Here is a 17,899-nt window from a genome sequence, read left to right on the forward strand (position 1 = left end):
TTATGGAAAGAAAAACAATATCACCCCAGGAGTCTAAAAAACGAAAATTGTTTTTAGTACTGCCTTTAATAGCGCTTCCTTTTATCAGCATTCTGTTTTATGTTTTAGGAGGGGGCAGGATGGAAACTGCAACTGCGGAAAATGATCCTGTCAAAGGTTTTAATTTTAAACTGCCCATACCAAATTTTAAAGAAGATTCCACTCTCGATAAAATGAGCTATTATGAGAAAGCTGCGACTGACTCTATGAAACTTCTTGAACAAATAAAAAAAGATCCTAACTATTCCAGCAGTCAGTTGTTAAACGATTTAGAGCAGGCGTATAGTGGCGAAGATTTTGAAAGAAAGATTTTTTCACAAGGTAAGTCGGCATTTAATTCCGCTTCGTTTCAGCAGGGAAGTGAAAAGAAAGTCTATGAAAAAATAAAGGCACTTCAAAAGATCATCAGCCAGCCTGCCGGTGTAGACAAGTACGGTCAGGATATGAGTGAATTTGAAAATTATGGCTCGTCGAACGAAATATCAAAAGAGATAAAGAGTTTGGAGCAGATGATGTCTTCAATGGGAACTGCTGAACAGCCTGATCCAGAACTTCAGCAGCTTGGAGGAATGCTTGAGAATATACTGGACATCCAGCATCCTTCCCGTGTAGAGGAAAGATTAAAGCAGTCTTCAGACCAGAAGAAAGGAAAAATATTCAGTGTTGAGCTTAAAAAAGAAATTGACAATTCAACCTCGCTGGAGCAGAAAGAAAAAAGTGCAGGTGTGTCGCCCGTAAACTCTTTTTACGGAGGCAATGACAATTCGCAAGCCGATAATCAGCCCAATGCTATTCAGGCGGTAATCCACGAGACGCAAAGTATTGTAAACGGCTCGATTGTAAAACTCAGGCTCAGCGGTGATATTATGCTGCAGGGCACTGTTATTCCGAAAAATACATTTCTGTATGGTATTGCATTACTGAAAGGAGAGAGGCTGGAACTCAAAGTAAATAATATCCAGTATAGAAACTCAATATATCCCGTCGAATTAACGGTTTACGATTTGGACGGAATTGACGGAATTTATATTCCGGGCGCTATAAACAGGGACGTTGCCAAAGCATCTGCGGACCGTTCCATCCAGACACTCGGACTGAGCGGAGTCACAGATTCCTGGGGGGCGCAGGCGGCAGGTCTGGGCATTGAAGCAGCCAAAAGCCTTATGAGTAAAAAAGTCAAGCTTATCAAAGTCGTAGTCAAAGCAGGATATCAGGTGCTGCTTTATGATGAGAAACAAAAGAATCAGCAATAACTAAAACAATATAGAATGAAAAATAGAAATTGGATTTATCTGCTGTGTTACATTATGACGGCAGTATCAGGTTTTGGGCAGATTAAAAAAGAATCCAGCTACAATGCCGAACAGCTTACAAATCTGCAGATCGGTTATACAAAAACGACAAGTATTGTTTTTCCATATGCCATAAAAAGCATGGATAAAGGAAGTTCTGATGTGCTGATGCAGAAAGCAAAAGGGGTCGAAAATATTTTACTTCTCAAGGCGGCAAAACTCGATTTTACCCAGACCAACCTTACGGTAGTTACCGCGGACAACAGGCTCTATGTATTTGTTTTAAACTTTAATGATGCCTGCCCTGATTTAAGCGTAAATGCCGATAATCTGGCTGTCGTAAATGATGATGTTTTGTTTTCAACGGAAAATGAAAATCAAAAGAAAATAGAACAATTTGCTGCCCTGGCTTTAACAAAAAAGAAAAGAATGTCAGGATTACAGCGTTCAAAATATGGAATAAAACTTTTAGTGAACGGTATTTTTATTCATGAGGATATCATGTATTTCAGGCTCGTAATAGATAATACTTCAAAAATTAATTACGAGATTGACCAGCTCCGTTTTTTTATCCGCGATAAGAAGAAATCACAACGCACGGCATCTCAGGAAATTGAAATAGTTCCGCTGTACGCTGGCAACACTCGAAATGTGATTGCCGATAAATCTGAAGTGACTGCTGTTTATGCCTTGTCAAAGTTTACAATACCCGATAAAAAATATCTGACGATCCAGCTGATTGAAAAAAATGGAGGCAGGCAGCTCGAGGTTGATATAAATAACAACCTGACTGATAAAATATTTCCAATGTAATCATTTAAGAACAATGTCTTTTAACCTTAAAAATTACAATTTAAAATTAAATACCAACGATATAAAATTTGTGTTGTCGGCTGCTAAAGAACTAAGTTTTAACGGATTTACGCATGTTGCCTTTCCAGTGCAATGTATGTGATGCTGATAAGGTTGAATTTTTTAGAAATTCATTGGATGCGAAAGAATACTGTTTTGTAATGACAAGTGACACAGAGTATTTTAAGAGTATGCCGACATCCTCGTTGATTAATGATTTAAGAACAGTCGTGCAGGACGACATGCATAATTTAATCGATGAGGTTGTTGACCTTACCGCAGCAGCCGGGCAAGAAAGAGAAAAAAAATATTTTTTAGAAAATAACTTAAATACAAATACAATGAATCAGAAAAATTTAGAATACCTGAAAGACCAGTTAAAATATACTGGATTTGGAGAGACATTCGATCAGGACCTGAAAGAAAAGATGATGCAGGGGGAGAAAGAATTTAAGATTATAAGGGAAGGTGTTTACGGGACGGACTCTATGAATGCAACGCTGAATTTTAAAAAGTCAGATCAAAGCGATATGTATTTTTTCAATTCTTATCACGTGAATCTTCAAAAAGAAAATTCAAAGGAGGCGTTAGAGCAGACTTTTTACATTAACAGCAACGGTGGTAATATTACACTCAAGGAAGCTTACAACTTAATGGAAGGACGATCTGTTAATAAAGATCTCCGAAATAAAGATGGTGAACTCTACAACGCGTGGATTTCGATTAACTTTAAGGAAACTGACAGCAACGGTTCATTCAAGCTGAATCAGTATCATCAAAATTACGGTTATGACCTGGAGTCCAGCATGACAAAGCATTCAATCAAGGAACTGGGAACTCCAAAGTTCAAAGAGGATTTATTGAATTCCCTCAAAAAAGGCAACCTTCAATCAGTCACTTTTGTCGTAGGAGGTGTTGAAAGCAAAATGTATATCGAAGCCAACCCACAGTTTAAGACTATTAAAGTTTACGACCAGAACATGGAGCGTATAAATCATCGTGAAAGCAAAGAAGAGAAGAAATCAATATTAGAAAACCAGTCAGCTACAAAAGAACAAAAAAAAAGTATTGACTCCGATTCCTATCCTTCTGAGCCCGATAATAAAAAGAATAACAGAAAAAGTAAATCACATTCAATCTGATAATGGAAACTTTGAAACTCCTGTCTGATTTTTTTACTGCTGTAGAAAAGGATTTTCGCATTAGCTCCACACATATTGCAATATATGCGGCGCTGCTTAAATTCAGGTCAGATATGGGGTTTGTAAATCCTATTTCCGCGTCGGCAGATGATATTAAACCGATTGCTAAGCTTTCTTCTTCTAAAGTATATCTTCGTTGTGTGGGAGAACTCAATGAGTACGGTTATTTAGTTTACGTACCGGTTAAGAAAAGAAAACAGAAAAGCAGGATTTATTTTTTAGGAATAAAGGAAGTAGAACAAATTTAATAATCTAGTTATCGAATATAGAAGTGAAATTGAATTAAGTACCAAGAGGCTGTCTCAGTAATAGGAGACAGTCTCTTTTTTTTGGTTTTGATCGATAGCATATTATTTTTTGGCTCTATAGTGCTTTCCTTTTAAAAATAAAATTTCCTTTTGAACTATTAGTATACCTTTAATTACAGGTTATTGAAGTCTCTCGCTGGGACTGTCTAAGATGTGTAAACATATAATGGAACTGTGACAGAACTGTGGCAAAGTTGATTTTTAAAAATTAAATATAAACGATTACTGTTCATTCGACTTATCATCATGTATTTGGACGAGTAAGTTATTCGATTATCCCTTTTGTTGAAATGAAATCATCTCGAATTATGTAAGCGGTTGAAGAAGCACTCTCATCGATCAATTTATCCAATAGCAAAATAAAAGAATTTCTTAGAGCAGCAGATAATGTTACTTCTTTTCTTTTGATACCGTCATAATACGTTTTTATAACGATTTTTTCGAGATAAAAGTTCCAATGTTCATTGTCCGGCCATTCATTTTTAATTCGCTCCGCCAGCCAGATAATACCATCAGGCATTAATTCATTATAGCCAATTCCTGCAATTAATCTGCCAGATGAATTTAGGTCACCGCCTCCTAAAATAACAGTTCCAAAAAAATCTTTTTTCCCTTCTAAAGGTGTCCATTCTTTTTGTGATAGTGCAAGTATCCGATGATCAAGAAGGAGTATTTTATCAAAAATGAATGTTTTATTTGTTAAAATTTTATGGCTTAGATAATTCCATAAAACCCAAAAATTATTGCTTTTAGATTCATCGATCGTAAGTTGATTTATAAGTTCTTCCAGACATTTTTCAACAAAATCATATTTTTTGTTTCCATATGTACGTCTTGATCCCTCTATATAAGCCCAGTCAATTAACATTTTAAAGTGTTCAATTGCAATGTTTTCAGGTTGATTAAGTAAAAATTGGGCAAATTTTTGATGAAAGAGCTGCTGCAAAGAATAATGCAGTCGATCATCAAATGAATCGGAATGTCTTGTAAGATTTTCAAAAATGAAATTCAATAATTGTTTATGATAATCATGCAGGATTTTTAGATTGGTGTCTGGTGGCACAAGTTTTAAAGCTTCAAACAGCCAGTCGCTTCCATTTTTTTCGTAATCAGGAAAATCGATTTGTAAAGGAGCTTCTCCGGTAGCAACTTTATACATTATTTTATTAATTGCACTATTATAGTCATTTAATATTTTGTCATAGTTATTATAGCCGGAGTAATGACGTGTAGCTGTAGAACTGGAATTAATTTTCAGCTTTATTTTGTAATAAATTTCTCTTAGTAGTGAAAAAAGAGATTTTTTAGAATTATTTTCATCTCTTCTAAAATATTGAAGATTCCTTTTCAGAAATGAGATTTTTGAATATTCAATAATTGAACTGATGCAGAGTAAAACGAAGTCAGGATCAGATTTCCACAAATTATGCTTTATTGATTCTATAAGGGAACGGTATTCTGATTTATCAGTAAGATTTATTAAAGAGAATACAATAAATTGTCGTAGTTCTTTTTTTTCAGAATCCTCAGCGTTAGACATTATTAGAGGGATAACTGAAAAAGATGCTTCTGTTTCAAAAACTGTATATTTAGAATTTTGAAAATCTGACTGTTGTCTATTTTCAAAAAGCTCATATTTAAAAAGTTCAATAACTTTATCTGTACACCATTCTTTTTCTGCAGTTGTCAAACAAGAATAAAAATCTCTGATGCCAATTGCAGCAATTAATGCTGGTTGTTTGTATCTGGACGCAATATTTTCATTATTTTCAGCTGCTTTTGAAATCATGTATAATTCAGACCACTTTCCGTAATAATCATCATCAACAGTTTCATTCCTTAATTTTTTCATTGACCATAATGTGGCATGCGATACAGGATGCGAAATTGCCTGTGTCTCCTTATTCTGCTCAACAACTTGTTTTAGATCTTCTTCTAATTCTGTTTCCATTAAATAGCCATCCTCAACTTCTCCGACAATTTTATACTTTCTTTTGTCTATTCTGGTAAGCGTAAAACGCCATGCTTGATCTGTAGGATTCTCAGAATTAAACTGATCTATTATTTGAAAGATCTCAGTTTCGTACCTTCCTAAACTGAGATTCATTACTAAATCCTCAATACTTTTGCTTCTATGTTTCAGGTTTTGAAAATTATGTAACTGCAGATGACGTAGTCGGCTGTGTTTTTTATAACTAATTGGACTGAGAGCTTCTGTTTCATTTATACACCTGTTAAAATCCAATTTATATATTTCTTTGATTTTTAGTAAAGGAAAAATTTTATTGCCAACAAGATCCATGTGTTCATTTGCAATACTTATTAATATTGCATCTGCCATAACATTATTGCTTTCTCTGATCAGAATATCAAAACTATAATCCCAAACTGAATGTAAAAACTTAGCGTATTCTCCTTCCGGGTTCTCTTTTATATCTTTGCCGATGTAAAGCAAATAACATTCTAGAGCCATTAAACTAGCTTGTAAAAGGTCAGGAACACTTACATATGTGCCTCTGAACATCATCCATAATGTCGGGCTTGCATATTGCTTAATCTTAATGCCGTCAGGCATTGTAATGGTTATTTCTGACCGTACATCGGCAGGGAACAAAAATTGATTGTTTTTTCCAAAGTCAGAATTAACATAGGCGCTTGCAGCATGATTAAATAACTTTATTAGAAAATTTAAGGTTTTAAAAGGTGAAACCAATAAAAGATTCAATAGCGGTGTTTCATAAGGACTTGCTGGTGAATAATCCCTTGAGGTACTTTCTTGTATCCCGAAATCATTTTCACTGTGAATCCCTGATCGATAATGTGCTCCAAAAAGTGATTTTTTTGACATTTCGGCAATTTCCTCAGGAGTTGGAGGATAATAAAACCATCTTTTTTCTGCAATTTCTAAAACTAGATCCGGATAATTTTTACAAATTTCTTTGCTCTCATATCCATCCAGAACGTAAGTTATTATTTTATCATATAAATTGCCAATTGCATAATCAGGTGCACTTTTTTTATTTCGAAATGCATTTTCTATGATTGCTTTCAAATCCTCTTTGACAAGATCAGCAAGACTGAAGAGCAACAATATGCCACTATTTAAATCATCAGTATTTGATCTTTTCAGATCTGGCGAAGCTATTGAAGTAAACAAATTGTAATACCATATTAAAATTTTCCCCACATACGCTGCTTCGGCTGGAAACGGATGTTCTTTTTTAAAACCCTTTTCCCATTGTAACATCATAAGTAATATTAATCTCATTTCAGTCTGCAGAACAGTCAAATTTAAAAAGATGAATTCAATGAGATTATGCCAGCCTTCTCCAAACGGAATAAGGTTGATATTATGATATAATTCAATTCTTTTTTCCTGCTCTACAACACTGAGAAGTGTAAAATCAGGTTTTTGGCATGCGACCTGCACTAAAAAGTTTATTCTTTTGAAATACTTAAAATTATTTAAAAATAGAAAGTCTTTATTCTCCCTTAGAAAATCCCTGCTGTATGGAGACTGCATAACTGCAATGAGTATTTCATCTTTCCAGTATTTTTGTATTTTTTGCTCTTTAAGTGTCGCTTTTAAAAAGTGATTGATTTGTTCATTGATAGTTTGTATTTTTTCTGATATCCAAATTCTAAAGGCTCTTCTGATAGCTGGAGTTGATCCAAGATCTTTATAAAAACTATCATAATTTCCTTGATCAGTTACGTGTTTTCCGAAATTAGAATCAATATGACGCGTTAATGCCCAGTCTTCGTAAATGTCGTGTGCGGGAGCAAAACTATTTTTAAAAACAGGTTCAGGATCAATGATGTTGTCGGCAATAAGAGAATGTAATATTTTCTGTGGAGCATCATCAACAGTAGCATATGCACTCATGGCAGCAGTTCTTTGCAAAGCAATTTTCATAAATATGTCTCCACGTAGTTTTCTCAAATCTGCGTCAGTTATTTTGTCGAGGCCTTCAATGACATATTCCCACATAATTTGTTTGAACTTTACTTCAGAATCGACATCAATATTTATTGAATTTTCCGGTAATGTAACCGCCTTATCAAGATTGAACGGTATTTGAAGAACTTTTGAAAGAGAAATATTTTCCAGCAAAGATACTAAGGCTGGATAGGAATCGGCTACAGTGTCAAGCTCAGTCTTATCAAGCAATGGTACTTCAAAGTTGGGAAAGGGAGGGAACTGTCTTAAGAAACGTATTTTTAACTGTTCGACGGCATAGCTTCTGCAGGTAAGTACTAAAGTTATATCATCTCTCATAGAAAGTAATTCAAAGAAATCCAGTATAGTATCAGCATTACTGGTTTCCAGTACTTTCTCTATACTGTCTATTAAAAGTATTTTCCTTTTACGGTATGCAGGCGAATTAATTACATCGGCAAATTTGGTTTTAAAACCAAACGGCGGTTCAGAAAATAGCTGCTCAATATTTTCCCTGTCTAATTGTTCACCCTGCAAAGCTAATATTTCGTACTCAGCCTTCAGATTATTTAAAACATTCATGACTAGGGCTGATTTACCAGTTCCTGGTTTTCCTGTGATAATTGACAGTCGGTTGCTTTTTATAATTGTTGACGCTTGGGCTGTTATTTTGGTGCGTGGCAAATTTACATTTCCAACACTGCATCTTACTCTTGACAAAACCCGCACAGAATTTTCATTAAGCTTTTCAATCGCACTATGAATTGCCTCGTCTGTTTCTATTTCCAGCATTGGTAGAGTTTCTAATTGTTGTGACAGCAGAAGTTCATTTACCAGATTAAGATTAATTCCCAGGATCCTTTTGTTTTTTTTCTCGTAGGCGAGAAATAACCCATAGCAAAAAAAAGTGCTTTTTATTTTTACAAATATTGGACTTCCTGAATATCCTTCAACAAGATTATCATCATTATATTCACCAGTTAGCGGATCAGATACTTCAATCTGTATTTGATTGCTGTAATCCTTATCACTAAGTATTTTTAATTTGTAAAGCGTTCTTTTTAATTCGTTTTGAACTGCTTTAGGATAACCTGTTATCTCCAGATTGTGATCTTTTTCAGGAACTATACACAAAGATGGACATGTACTGTAATCAAGAATTACGGGCAGAGATGACTTTTTGATCACTAAGACCCCAATGTCTTCATGTTCATTATTTTTCCCAAATAGTATAATGTCTTCGGTTTGTAAATTATATTTTGACCATTTGTTTTCAATAAGAAATTCAAGTGAAAGTTCCAGAGAAGTCCATGGAATTTCGTCTGTACTAACAAGAGAATGTCTTGCGACAAGCACATATACCAATTCCCGATCCTGAGATGGAGAATAAACCAGTCCACCGCTGTATCCTACAGGATTCTCAATACGTACTATAAAATCTTTTACTGCTGTCATCCTATTGTGAAATGAAGGTGTTTTTGTCCCTTTTCAGGGAATTTTAAATTGATTGGTGAGTCTTTATCCACTTTGAAAATATTTCGGGTAAGCTCATTTTCCTGGGTTATATGAAATTTTATGTTTTTGTCCGGGTTGGCACGGAGCACTTTTACTAAGGATTCCTTATTTGGTAAATTTGATCGGTTGAATCCATCCGCCGAAATGATATAGTCTTCACAGTCAATGATTTTCAGCAGACTGCTGCTGATATTATATCTGCTTCCATGGTGAGGAATCTGCATATACTTGAGCTTTAATTTTTGATCTTTGCAGATACTTTTAATAGAGTTGTTAAGAGTATCTGAATGGCTGTCCGCTGAGAACAATATGGATTCGCCATTAAATTCCAGAATGAAGGCGATACTCGAGCCATTCTCAATAGAAGCATCTTTTACTTCTTTGCTGATATCGAAGTCCTCAATTTTTGTATTGTAGTCGTTTTTTCTATTGCTTTTTAAAGATGAGGTTTCTGAAACTCTTATTTTAATTTCTTCATTTTGCCAGACTTTCAAAAGTGCGTTATATTTTTTATTATCAGGTGACAAAATGTTAACTTTTGCACCCCATAAGTCAATAATATCATCATCTGTGATGTTTTCTCTGATATTAGAATTTTCAATAAGATAATTTCTTAGTGTAATGCCCTGCTTTACGTTTTTTAGATTGTTTGTACGCATGCCACTGTCATAGTCCCAATTGGAGTAATTGAACCAGAATGTTGTTCGCGATAGATCAACAGTCTCTAATAATTCAGTGTCTTTCAAAAGACGAAGAATGCCGCCAATATGATCGTCATCAATGTGGGTTATGATCCAAATATCGATTATTTCCTTTTTAATGTTGACTATTTCATCTATTCTTTTCCTTAAACCGCTTTCGTATAAATCTCCCTTTTCACTGCCTCCATCAATTATGATATTATGTGGTTTTTTATCATTACCTGTAAAATAAATGTGGATGGCATCTGCACAGCCTGCATCTAGAAAATCTATGTTTATCAAAGTATAATGTTGTTAGTAAGATTCTTTATAAAAATACAATTATTTACAGTAAATGCAACTTACGTAGTATGCAAACTAAACATTATATTTACTAGCACAATAAAAAAAACTATGAGACTAGCAGCAGTTTATATAAACGATCATTTTTTGTTTGACCAGCCCCAAATATTGAACTTTGGAGGCAGATTTATTTATGAATTTGAAAGTATTGATGATAGGACTATTGTGGTGATTTTCAAAGAAAACGCAAGTTTTATGGAAGGTTTCTGGGGGACAGGGATTTCTTCATTGTCAGCGGTTGTTGGTGCCAATGGTGCAGGGAAAACAAGTATACTTAAAGTGATTAATAAAGGGTATCAAGAGTTTACAAAATCCATTTTTATTTATGAAGGTATGGATGGACATTTTTTTCTGGATAATCGGACTGGAGATAGAAATGAATCAGGACAGTTTATAGAAGGAACAGGTTTAAGGGTTTATTTTGCGCCAGGTATAAAGTATTCTAAATATAAGCCTGACGGTTTTACTGAACTATATTTTTCGCCAATTTTTGATCCGAAAATAGAAGATTTTTTTTCACATTTAGGTTTGAATTCAAGCCATCCGGAAAAAATACTTGACGAAATTTTTATGGAGAATATTCGAAAGGATGTAATTTTCCTAAATGCTGATATAAGTAAAACGATTAAGCAGGCATATGCTGATTTTCCAACTTATGAAAATCTGCATATAATACCTAAGAAATTATATAAACGCGATTTTAGAAAAGTATATAATGATACCAATTTAGGAAATCCAAAAAAAAATGAAACTCTAGTGGATACTATTGAAAGAGATTTAAGAGTTAAAAATTATACAAATACAGAATCTCTCTTGAACTCATATCTTGATATATTAAAATCTTCAAATATAGTAGATGCACTAAATGAAATCTGGGATATTCCGTCTTACAGAAATAATTCCGAGCATGATCAGCACCTCGTCCATAGTTCCGGAGATTTTATAAAGGATATTGAAATTAATATCCTGTCTTTTCTTGTTATTAATGACACATTTGCGATAACGGATCTCACTGGTTCTTTTAATTTTGAAAGGATTTTAAACAGCAAAAGTTTTGATGAGTTGTTAAATCAGTTTTTGGTAAAATATATTGTCCAGATTGATAAGAATTTTTACAGGTACGAAGATAAAATCAGAATTGACAATTATACTGAGCTTGTGGATATTGTCATGAAAGAATATGGTCAGTTTGTCCAGCTCTCTGGAGTTAAGACCGAGTCGCTAAAATCAAATATAATGCATCACATAAATGGTTTTATGGCACTAAAAAGCCTTCATGATATATTTGTAGCTCTTTCAGATGATATTGTTTTTGAAAATGGAAGATCTATATTAAAAATTGATGTGAACAGAGAAGACATAGAAGATCTGACAAAGGCTCTTTTTGATGTATATTCAAAAGTGCGTGAGTATTTTTCCAATATTCCAATTGCCTTGAAGGACATTATTGATATAGAATCAAATAAGAATTTATCTTATGGGGAGAAATCAATTTTAAATCTATATTCAACATTCCATGACTTTACCTTAACAAATAACCATGTCAGGGAATCAGAAAATTTTTTGCTAATCCTTGATGAGGCTGACTTGGGATATCATCCAATTTGGAAAAGAAAATTTATAAATACTTTATGCGAAACTCTCCCAATAATTTTTGCTCAATTAAAACCGTATGTATGGGACAGTGTTGTTAAAAGAAAGAAGCCTAGCGATAATGAAAGTCCAATCTTACAAATTGTGATTGCAACTCATGATCCGTTAACATTATCCGATTTTCCAAGCAGTAATATAATTTATCTTAAGAAAGACAGCAACCGTAAAACAGTAATTTTAAATAGCGAGATAGATACCAAGAAATCATTTGGAGCAAACATTACAGATCTCTTAGCAGATTCTTTTTTTGTAGAGGATGGATTAATAGGAGATTTTGCCAGAAAAAAAATTGAGCAGACTATAATGTGGCTCAATGAGCAAAAGAAGAAGAAAGAAGAATTAGGATCATCTTATATAATAAAGCAGGGTGAAATTGAACACCAACAAAGTATTATAAAGATAATTGATGAACCGGTTATTAAAATTAAATTGGCGGAAATGCTAGATGAGCTAAATGATCAAACAGATGTACAGAAGGAAATTATTCAAAGGGAAATAGATCTACTAAACGAAAAGCTGGGGAAATTATGATTTACTTGGATCCCACAAATAAGAAATTTAAAGATGCGCTGGATATCCATTATACTAAATTACTAGGAGAGATCAAAGCCCGTATTGTTGTCCATGCTGATCCCGCAGTTACACTATTTTTAACTGACGATAATTTGAAAGTTATTCTTAAAGGTAGGCCCGATGAATTAATTAATATTCAAATGCTGTTTTTAAGCACCGTTGTTGCAGGTTATAATTTTCCAGAATGGTCCAGCTATTTTAAAATAAAACGAAAACCTGTTGCCTCAAGGTTGGCTAATGAAATAGCCGTCTTAGCGAAATACGGTTCCGTATATAATCAGCTGAACCTAATATTTGATTATGACAAATTTTCGTCAAAGAAGAATAGGATATATTCAACATATGATCTTGCTCATAAATTAAATATAAATACGTGCACCTACTGTAATAGGATGTACACTAAAACGGTAATAAAGCCTCAAAAACTTACACGGCCCGAATTCGATCATTGGTTCGCTAAGAGCCGTTATCCTCTATTGGCTTTATCGTTTTATAATTTGATTCCCAGCTGTAATATATGCAACAGTAGTATAAAAGGTTCAACTGAAATGACTTTAGCAACACATTTGCATCCGTATGTTGATAAACCTGAGTTTAAATTTACTTATTACAATAAAAGTTTTGATACTTATGGTTTTGATATCAGGTCAATCGCGGGATCAAAATCATTTAATACGGTAGCTGCTTTTAAAATGAAAGAAATTTATGAAATGCATGAAGATGAAATAGAGGACCTGCGTAAAATAAAATCTGCTTATTCCGAAAGTTACCTTACGATTCTTGCAAGCCAGTTCAAGGGATTGTCAATTTCCGAAGATGAAATGTATAGGCTTGCTTTTGGTACCTATAATGATGAGGAATTTTTTGATAAAAGGCCGCTGAGCAGAATGAAAAGAGATATATTGTTGGAATTAGGTATTATAAAAAAGAAATAAATTCTATGTAAAGATTAATTTAATGATCTTGACTGCTTCGTCTATAAACTACTAGTGGTAAAATTAATATTCTTATTATGACAAATGAATCAAAAAAACATCATTATTTGCCTCAATCAATTCTAAGGAGATTCAGCATAGATTCAAAGAAAAAGCAAATTTACGTTTTTGATAAGCAGACTGAAAAAAGTTATACTTCTTCAATATTAAACAGTGGCAGTGAAAAAGACTATAATACTGTTTTAACAGATAGGGAAGAGTTTAATTTAGAATTTCTTTTCCAGAAAATAGATAGTTTATATGCAGAGATCACAAAAAAGATAATTGAGCAAGGGTCTTTTCAGAATTTTGAAGCTGATGACTTTGCTTCCTTGGCGGCTGTAACTGTAAACCAGTTGAGAAGGACCAATCTAGAGAGATCAACGCTGGATTACGTTGACAGGGAAATTTACAATACAATTGAAAAAGTAATTAGCGAATCAAAAAGCAATCATCAAAATGGTCATGAAAAGCTTAATCCAGAAGAAATTAAAGCTTTTTCAATTATGAATGCATTCGATATTGAGGAAGAAATTTACCTACTTTTAAAGATGGGGATTTATTTGATTAAAAATGAAACAAAAATCCCATTTATAATATCAGATACTCCCGTAGTTTTTGACAATAACTTTGAATACGGGGGGCTTGGGATTTTTGAAAAAGGTATTGAAATATATTTTCCTATAAGTCCGCAGTTTATGGTTAGTTTTTGCTGTCCAACAATACTAAATAAATTGCAGTTACAAGCAGATTTTGGAATTTTGGATGATGATGCTGCGCAAATATTAAGAGCGGTTCAAGAAGTTTATCCTTTGGTTCTAAACAATGAGGAACATGTTAAATATTATAATAGTCTTCAAATATTACAGTCCTATCGTTTTGTATATGGCAATACTGATAATTCAAGTTTGGTAAAAGCAATAATTTTAGACAATCCAAAAATTAAGTTTAATCAAACAACTGTAACATTAGGGGAGATGGGAAAGGGGCCCCCGCCGAATAAAAATCTGCCTATGGGAGATTTATTGATTATCTTTGGAAATAAGGATCACAACATGTTACCGGTGAAAATTATTACTCAATCGCAAGGGAGAATAGAATTTAAGTGTGAAAAAAGTTTTTTACTTGCAGTTATTTTAAATGATGTACCATATGAAAGGGCTGAGTGGCATTGTAATCAATCTTTGAGATGGGCAGTAGGAAAACCTGAAATAAACATAATTGATCAAGCAAGTGATTTGTACGAGTTAACTTATGCAGATAAAAGAATGTTGCAAATTTTTGAATTGATTAGAAATGAAAAGAAGAAAAATGAAGAGGGTTTTAAGCAAAGTGGATTACGACGTTTTCTAAATTTTATAAAAACAATAAAAATATATCTATTTAACAAAAAAACTTTATGAATATAGACAGAAATAATGAGCGAGGATTTGACAAAGGTTTAATAGTTGAATGGGAAAATAATGATGGCGTAAATTTTGCAATTGCATTGGCTAGAATTACTGGATGGCTCCTTCATGTTGATTGGTTTGGAAAAACTCAGGATGACTTGCCTGAAAACATGAAATCACTGCGTGTTTATGTTGGAACAGATGCTAATTTAGCTATTGATTTTAAGGGCATTCATAACTTACAAGAATTTTACAATAACACAATTACCCCAATAGTAATAAAAAGGGCGAACGGTCAAGGAGGAGTAGTTACTAGATATTATAGTGAGGATGATCTTAAGAGCTTACCTCTTCGGGTAAAAGCAGACGAAAACAAAATTAAAATTGCGGAAAAAGCTATTCTTAATAATTTAGATTTTTTGGAGTCAATACCAAAAAGACTCAATCCTAAAATCCCGGCTCATTTAGCAGGGAAATTTTCATTTGGATGGTGTATGGTATTTGCCCATGCAAAACAAGAATTAGAAAAACTTCCAGCAATGTCCATTATTGCAACTAAATATACAGAAGAATTTAGTGGAACTCCATTAGGATATTGTCATACTGTAAACATACACCCTGATGGTGAGGGCGAAGACGTTTGGGGCAAACAGCCTTTAATAAATATTTTGGCAAGATACGGAGTTGATAAATATTCACTTAGCACTGAGGATCATTTGAAAAACACTGAAAGATTAATGAAAAATTCGCCTGAAAAATACAAATATGCCTATAATTTAGCAGTAGACATGATAAGGAATAGTTAACTTGAGTGTCTATGCAAGCGATAATTAAAACTGATAAAATTGCTTTTCTGAATTATGATTTATCGTTTTTTATAAATAATTTTAAAAGTAATGGACATTTTATATTTTAAAAGAATGCCGATTTAATCGTGGTTGTATCTATGATGGTTTCTATTTAAATATAGTAAAATTCTTGATCTATTTCAGCTTTATTTCTTTTAGCATTTTTTCGAGATCAGAATCAATTTTATCAAACTTTAAATTTTCTTCGTCACTCAAGGGCCTTTCTGTTTCTTGTTTTGTCGATATATAACTTTTTAGACCTTTGTCAGTTCCTAATAGAAACCTCTCAGAATTGAGCAACTGGGAATAATTTGAAGTTAATTTTGAATTTTCGCTCGCAATACCAGACCTTTCACTTCGCGTAATGTTAAGTTTGTTTTCTTCATTCCCGTATGGCATCAGTAAAAGGAGATGCTTGGGGTCTAGTGGCAATTTTAAAATGTTTTCTGCATCAAATGGGGCTAAATTTTTCCCTGAAGGGCCATCGTATGCAACTGGATTATCGCTTGTTATATATTCTGGATCGTCAATAATTTTAACAACCATTATGGTGTCTTTTTGAGTACGCCATTTTATTAAACTTAATGCAGTCTCTAATTGAGTAATGACTTGGGAAGGCCTACTTTCGAATTTGTATTCTTTTTGAAGTTGTTCGAGTGTTTTATTAGCAATTGAAACTTTTTCTTTTTCAAAAATAATATAATCAAATCCATTGTTTTTCGCTAATGCGTAAGCGTTTTCTAAAACTCTGTTAAAAAAGGTATTGTGTTGATTTATCCATTTTGTTGTCCTGTAGAACATTGTAACAACAGTAGAAATAATTAATTCTCGCTCTGCTTCTGTAATCGTTTTTCGCGTTGGGTTTGTTAGAATTTGATAAACTTCATCATAATAAGCTTCGTAATTATCCGAGTAAAACTTTTCAATTAACATTCTTTGTTGTTCTGTTTCTCCAGGCAGGGTATATAATCCTGTCTGCAAACATATATTTAAAGTGCTGGATTCATAAATGGCTTCTTCGATACAATTTGCGGACGGTAGTGCTTTTATAAAGTATTTGTCACCTCTTTCACTTGAAAAGTTTTTTAAATAAGTTCGAGGAACATAATGTTGTCTTTTCACTTCCACCATAATTGAAGAGTAATTTAATTATACAATTTTTTAATTTATTTGATCAGTTTTAATCTCTACTTATACTAATGAGTTTTATTAACTGATTTTCTAGGCATTTTTCACAGCCTCTAATATTTTTAAATATTCGATTCTAAATTCGAAATACCAATTTTGGAAATCGTCTTTTTTTTCAGGTAATCTCTTTTGGTAAAAAGTAATAAATGATAACAATAATAAATTTAGTGTGTCTGCAGCAACAGCTGTAGAATCTTTGGCGTACCTGATTTGAATAATATCAACAGTACCATCACCGTTATCATAAAGTTTGCCTTTGTGAACATTTGTTGAATGGATGTTTGCAGAATAAGATCTATAATGAATTTGATATAAAGCATTTAGATTTACTCTTGCTGCCAGTTGCTCAATATCCTCAGGCCCGTTAAATAATGTAAACCAGTTTGGATTTTTTTTCTTGGCATGAGTTTTTTGAAACTCCAGTTCGATATCAATATAGTCGGGCAATTTTAAAAGTTCTTCAGCATTTTTCTTTTGGTCTAAATATTTTGCGCTATCAGTAAATACTGTGTTTTTTGCAAACCTGTCTTTTGCAAAATCTGATTTTAATTGCTTGCCCGTTTCAGTTGAAAAATCAATTTTTTCTATAAACTTCAACGTTTTATGTGCATCCCAAACAAAGTATGCCAATGCACGACTTTTAGTGTTTTCTTGAAGTAAGTATTCTAATGCAAAGACATTTTCCATTAGCACTCTGTATAGTGGTTTCGAGGCTTCTATTGATGAGTTTTTAATTAAAATTGAAATTCCATCAGCGGTAGAAAGAATATTTCTAAAAAATAACAAATGAACTAAATTCGCATCACCTTCCAGTTTTTTGCCTGCTTCCCATTTCAAGAGATTTGTTCCAAAATCAATTGCTTCATCTATTATTTTTGATAAATATTGAAGATGTGCAGAATTATTGTTATCAAAGCGTGGAAGAATGTCGTCAATTACTTTGTATTTCATTATATCTTTCTGAAATTTACTTATTATTTTTTTGCAAATGGTGATTTTTACTAATTAATTATAAAAATAAAAAAATGTGTTAAAGATTTTCCGCTTACGAATAACTAATGAAAGTATAGTCAAATATTAA

At 33.1% G+C, this 17,899-nt stretch carries 12 protein-coding genes; 8 read left to right on the forward strand and 4 right to left on the reverse strand.

Going from position 1 to position 17,899, the window contains the following annotated elements; all coding sequences use genetic code 11:
* Nucleotides 1-2: 2 nt before the first annotated feature.
* The 4 genes from traM (at nucleotide 3) to FLAPXU55_RS10675 (ending at nucleotide 3,633) form a co-directional block, all read left to right on the forward strand.
* A complete protein-coding gene (gene traM / locus FLAPXU55_RS10660) occupies nucleotides 3-1,292 on the forward strand; it encodes a conjugative transposon protein TraM (RefSeq protein WP_180857639.1) in 1,290 nt (429 codons plus the stop codon).
* 15 nt (nucleotides 1,293-1,307) lie between these two features.
* Nucleotides 1,308-2,144, forward strand: a complete 837-nt coding sequence (traN, locus tag FLAPXU55_RS10665; RefSeq protein WP_180857640.1) for a conjugative transposon protein TraN — start codon at nucleotides 1,308-1,310, stop codon at nucleotides 2,142-2,144.
* 113 nt (nucleotides 2,145-2,257) lie between these two features.
* Complete coding sequence (locus FLAPXU55_RS10670; protein ID WP_235992024.1) at nucleotides 2,258-3,325, forward strand: hypothetical protein; 1,068 nt, start codon at nucleotides 2,258-2,260, stop codon at nucleotides 3,323-3,325.
* Nucleotides 3,326-3,327: 2 nt separating this feature from the next.
* On the forward strand, nucleotides 3,328-3,633 hold the full coding sequence (locus tag FLAPXU55_RS10675; RefSeq protein ID WP_180857641.1) for a hypothetical protein: 306 nt from the start codon (nucleotides 3,328-3,330) through the stop codon (nucleotides 3,631-3,633).
* A 325-nt stretch (nucleotides 3,634-3,958) separates the two neighbouring features.
* Here FLAPXU55_RS10675 and FLAPXU55_RS10680 read toward each other — a convergent pair whose 3' ends face one another.
* Together FLAPXU55_RS10680 and FLAPXU55_RS10685 are read right to left on the reverse strand one after the other, a co-directional pair.
* Nucleotides 3,959-9,088 (reverse strand): ATP-binding protein, encoded by a 5,130-nt coding sequence (locus tag FLAPXU55_RS10680; protein ID WP_180857642.1) that lies wholly within the window; start codon nucleotides 9,086-9,088, stop codon nucleotides 3,959-3,961.
* Nucleotides 9,085-10,131: a ComEC/Rec2 family competence protein gene (locus tag FLAPXU55_RS10685; RefSeq protein WP_235992025.1), complete on the reverse strand. Its 1,047-nt coding sequence runs from the start codon at nucleotides 10,129-10,131 to the stop codon at nucleotides 9,085-9,087. Before FLAPXU55_RS10685 ends, FLAPXU55_RS10680 begins: the two co-directional genes overlap by 4 nt.
* 111 nt (nucleotides 10,132-10,242) lie before the next feature.
* On the opposite strand from FLAPXU55_RS10685, the gene FLAPXU55_RS10690 reads away from it, so the two are divergent.
* The 4 genes from FLAPXU55_RS10690 (at nucleotide 10,243) to FLAPXU55_RS10705 (ending at nucleotide 15,588) form a co-directional block, all read left to right on the forward strand.
* A complete protein-coding gene (locus tag FLAPXU55_RS10690) occupies nucleotides 10,243-12,375 on the forward strand; it encodes an OLD family protein (RefSeq protein ID WP_180857643.1) in 2,133 nt (710 codons plus the stop codon).
* Nucleotides 12,372-13,352 (forward strand): hypothetical protein, encoded by a 981-nt coding sequence (locus tag FLAPXU55_RS10695; protein ID WP_180857644.1) that lies wholly within the window; start codon nucleotides 12,372-12,374, stop codon nucleotides 13,350-13,352. The genes FLAPXU55_RS10690 and FLAPXU55_RS10695 overlap by 4 nt, the downstream gene beginning before the upstream one ends.
* A gap of 77 nt (nucleotides 13,353-13,429) precedes the next feature.
* Nucleotides 13,430-14,794 (forward strand): DUF4238 domain-containing protein, encoded by a 1,365-nt coding sequence (locus FLAPXU55_RS10700; protein ID WP_180857645.1) that lies wholly within the window; start codon nucleotides 13,430-13,432, stop codon nucleotides 14,792-14,794.
* Complete coding sequence (locus FLAPXU55_RS10705) at nucleotides 14,791-15,588, forward strand: hypothetical protein (RefSeq protein ID WP_180857646.1); 798 nt, start codon at nucleotides 14,791-14,793, stop codon at nucleotides 15,586-15,588. Before FLAPXU55_RS10700 ends, FLAPXU55_RS10705 begins: the two co-directional genes overlap by 4 nt.
* Nucleotides 15,589-15,765: 177 nt before the next feature.
* On the opposite strand, the gene FLAPXU55_RS10710 is transcribed toward FLAPXU55_RS10705, so the two are convergent.
* Entirely contained in the window at nucleotides 15,766-16,761 is a 996-nt protein-coding gene (locus FLAPXU55_RS10710; RefSeq protein WP_180857647.1) for a DUF4238 domain-containing protein, read from the reverse strand.
* 90 nt (nucleotides 16,762-16,851) lie between these two features.
* Nucleotides 16,852-17,769 (reverse strand): DUF5677 domain-containing protein, encoded by a 918-nt coding sequence (locus FLAPXU55_RS10715; protein WP_180857648.1) that lies wholly within the window; start codon nucleotides 17,767-17,769, stop codon nucleotides 16,852-16,854.
* Nucleotides 17,770-17,899 lie beyond the last annotated feature (130 nt).

This window comes from Flavobacterium panici, from assembly GCF_903819335.1.
GTDB classification, from domain to species: Bacteria; Bacteroidota; Bacteroidia; order Flavobacteriales; family Flavobacteriaceae; genus Flavobacterium; species Flavobacterium panici.

Excerpts from the sequence above, each read along its gene's own strand:
- traM (WP_180857639.1), top strand. The coding sequence starts at position 3 with ATGGAAAGAAAAACAATATCACCCCAGGAGTCTAAAAAACGAAAATTG.
- traN (WP_180857640.1), top strand. The coding sequence starts at position 1,308 with ATGAAAAATAGAAATTGGATTTATCTGCTGTGTTACATTATGACGGCA.
- FLAPXU55_RS10670 (WP_235992024.1), top strand. The coding sequence starts at position 2,258 with ATGTTGCCTTTCCAGTGCAATGTATGTGATGCTGATAAGGTTGAATTT.
- FLAPXU55_RS10675 (WP_180857641.1), top strand. The coding sequence starts at position 3,328 with ATGGAAACTTTGAAACTCCTGTCTGATTTTTTTACTGCTGTAGAAAAG.
- FLAPXU55_RS10680 (WP_180857642.1), bottom strand. The coding sequence starts at position 9,088 with ATGACAGCAGTAAAAGATTTTATAGTACGTATTGAGAATCCTGTAGGA.
- FLAPXU55_RS10690 (WP_180857643.1), top strand. The coding sequence starts at position 10,243 with ATGAGACTAGCAGCAGTTTATATAAACGATCATTTTTTGTTTGACCAG.
- FLAPXU55_RS10695 (WP_180857644.1), top strand. The coding sequence starts at position 12,372 with ATGATTTACTTGGATCCCACAAATAAGAAATTTAAAGATGCGCTGGAT.
- FLAPXU55_RS10700 (WP_180857645.1), top strand. The coding sequence starts at position 13,430 with ATGACAAATGAATCAAAAAAACATCATTATTTGCCTCAATCAATTCTA.
- FLAPXU55_RS10705 (WP_180857646.1), top strand. The coding sequence starts at position 14,791 with ATGAATATAGACAGAAATAATGAGCGAGGATTTGACAAAGGTTTAATA.
- FLAPXU55_RS10710 (WP_180857647.1), bottom strand. The coding sequence starts at position 16,761 with ATGGTGGAAGTGAAAAGACAACATTATGTTCCTCGAACTTATTTAAAA.
- FLAPXU55_RS10715 (WP_180857648.1), bottom strand. The coding sequence starts at position 17,769 with ATGAAATACAAAGTAATTGACGACATTCTTCCACGCTTTGATAACAAT.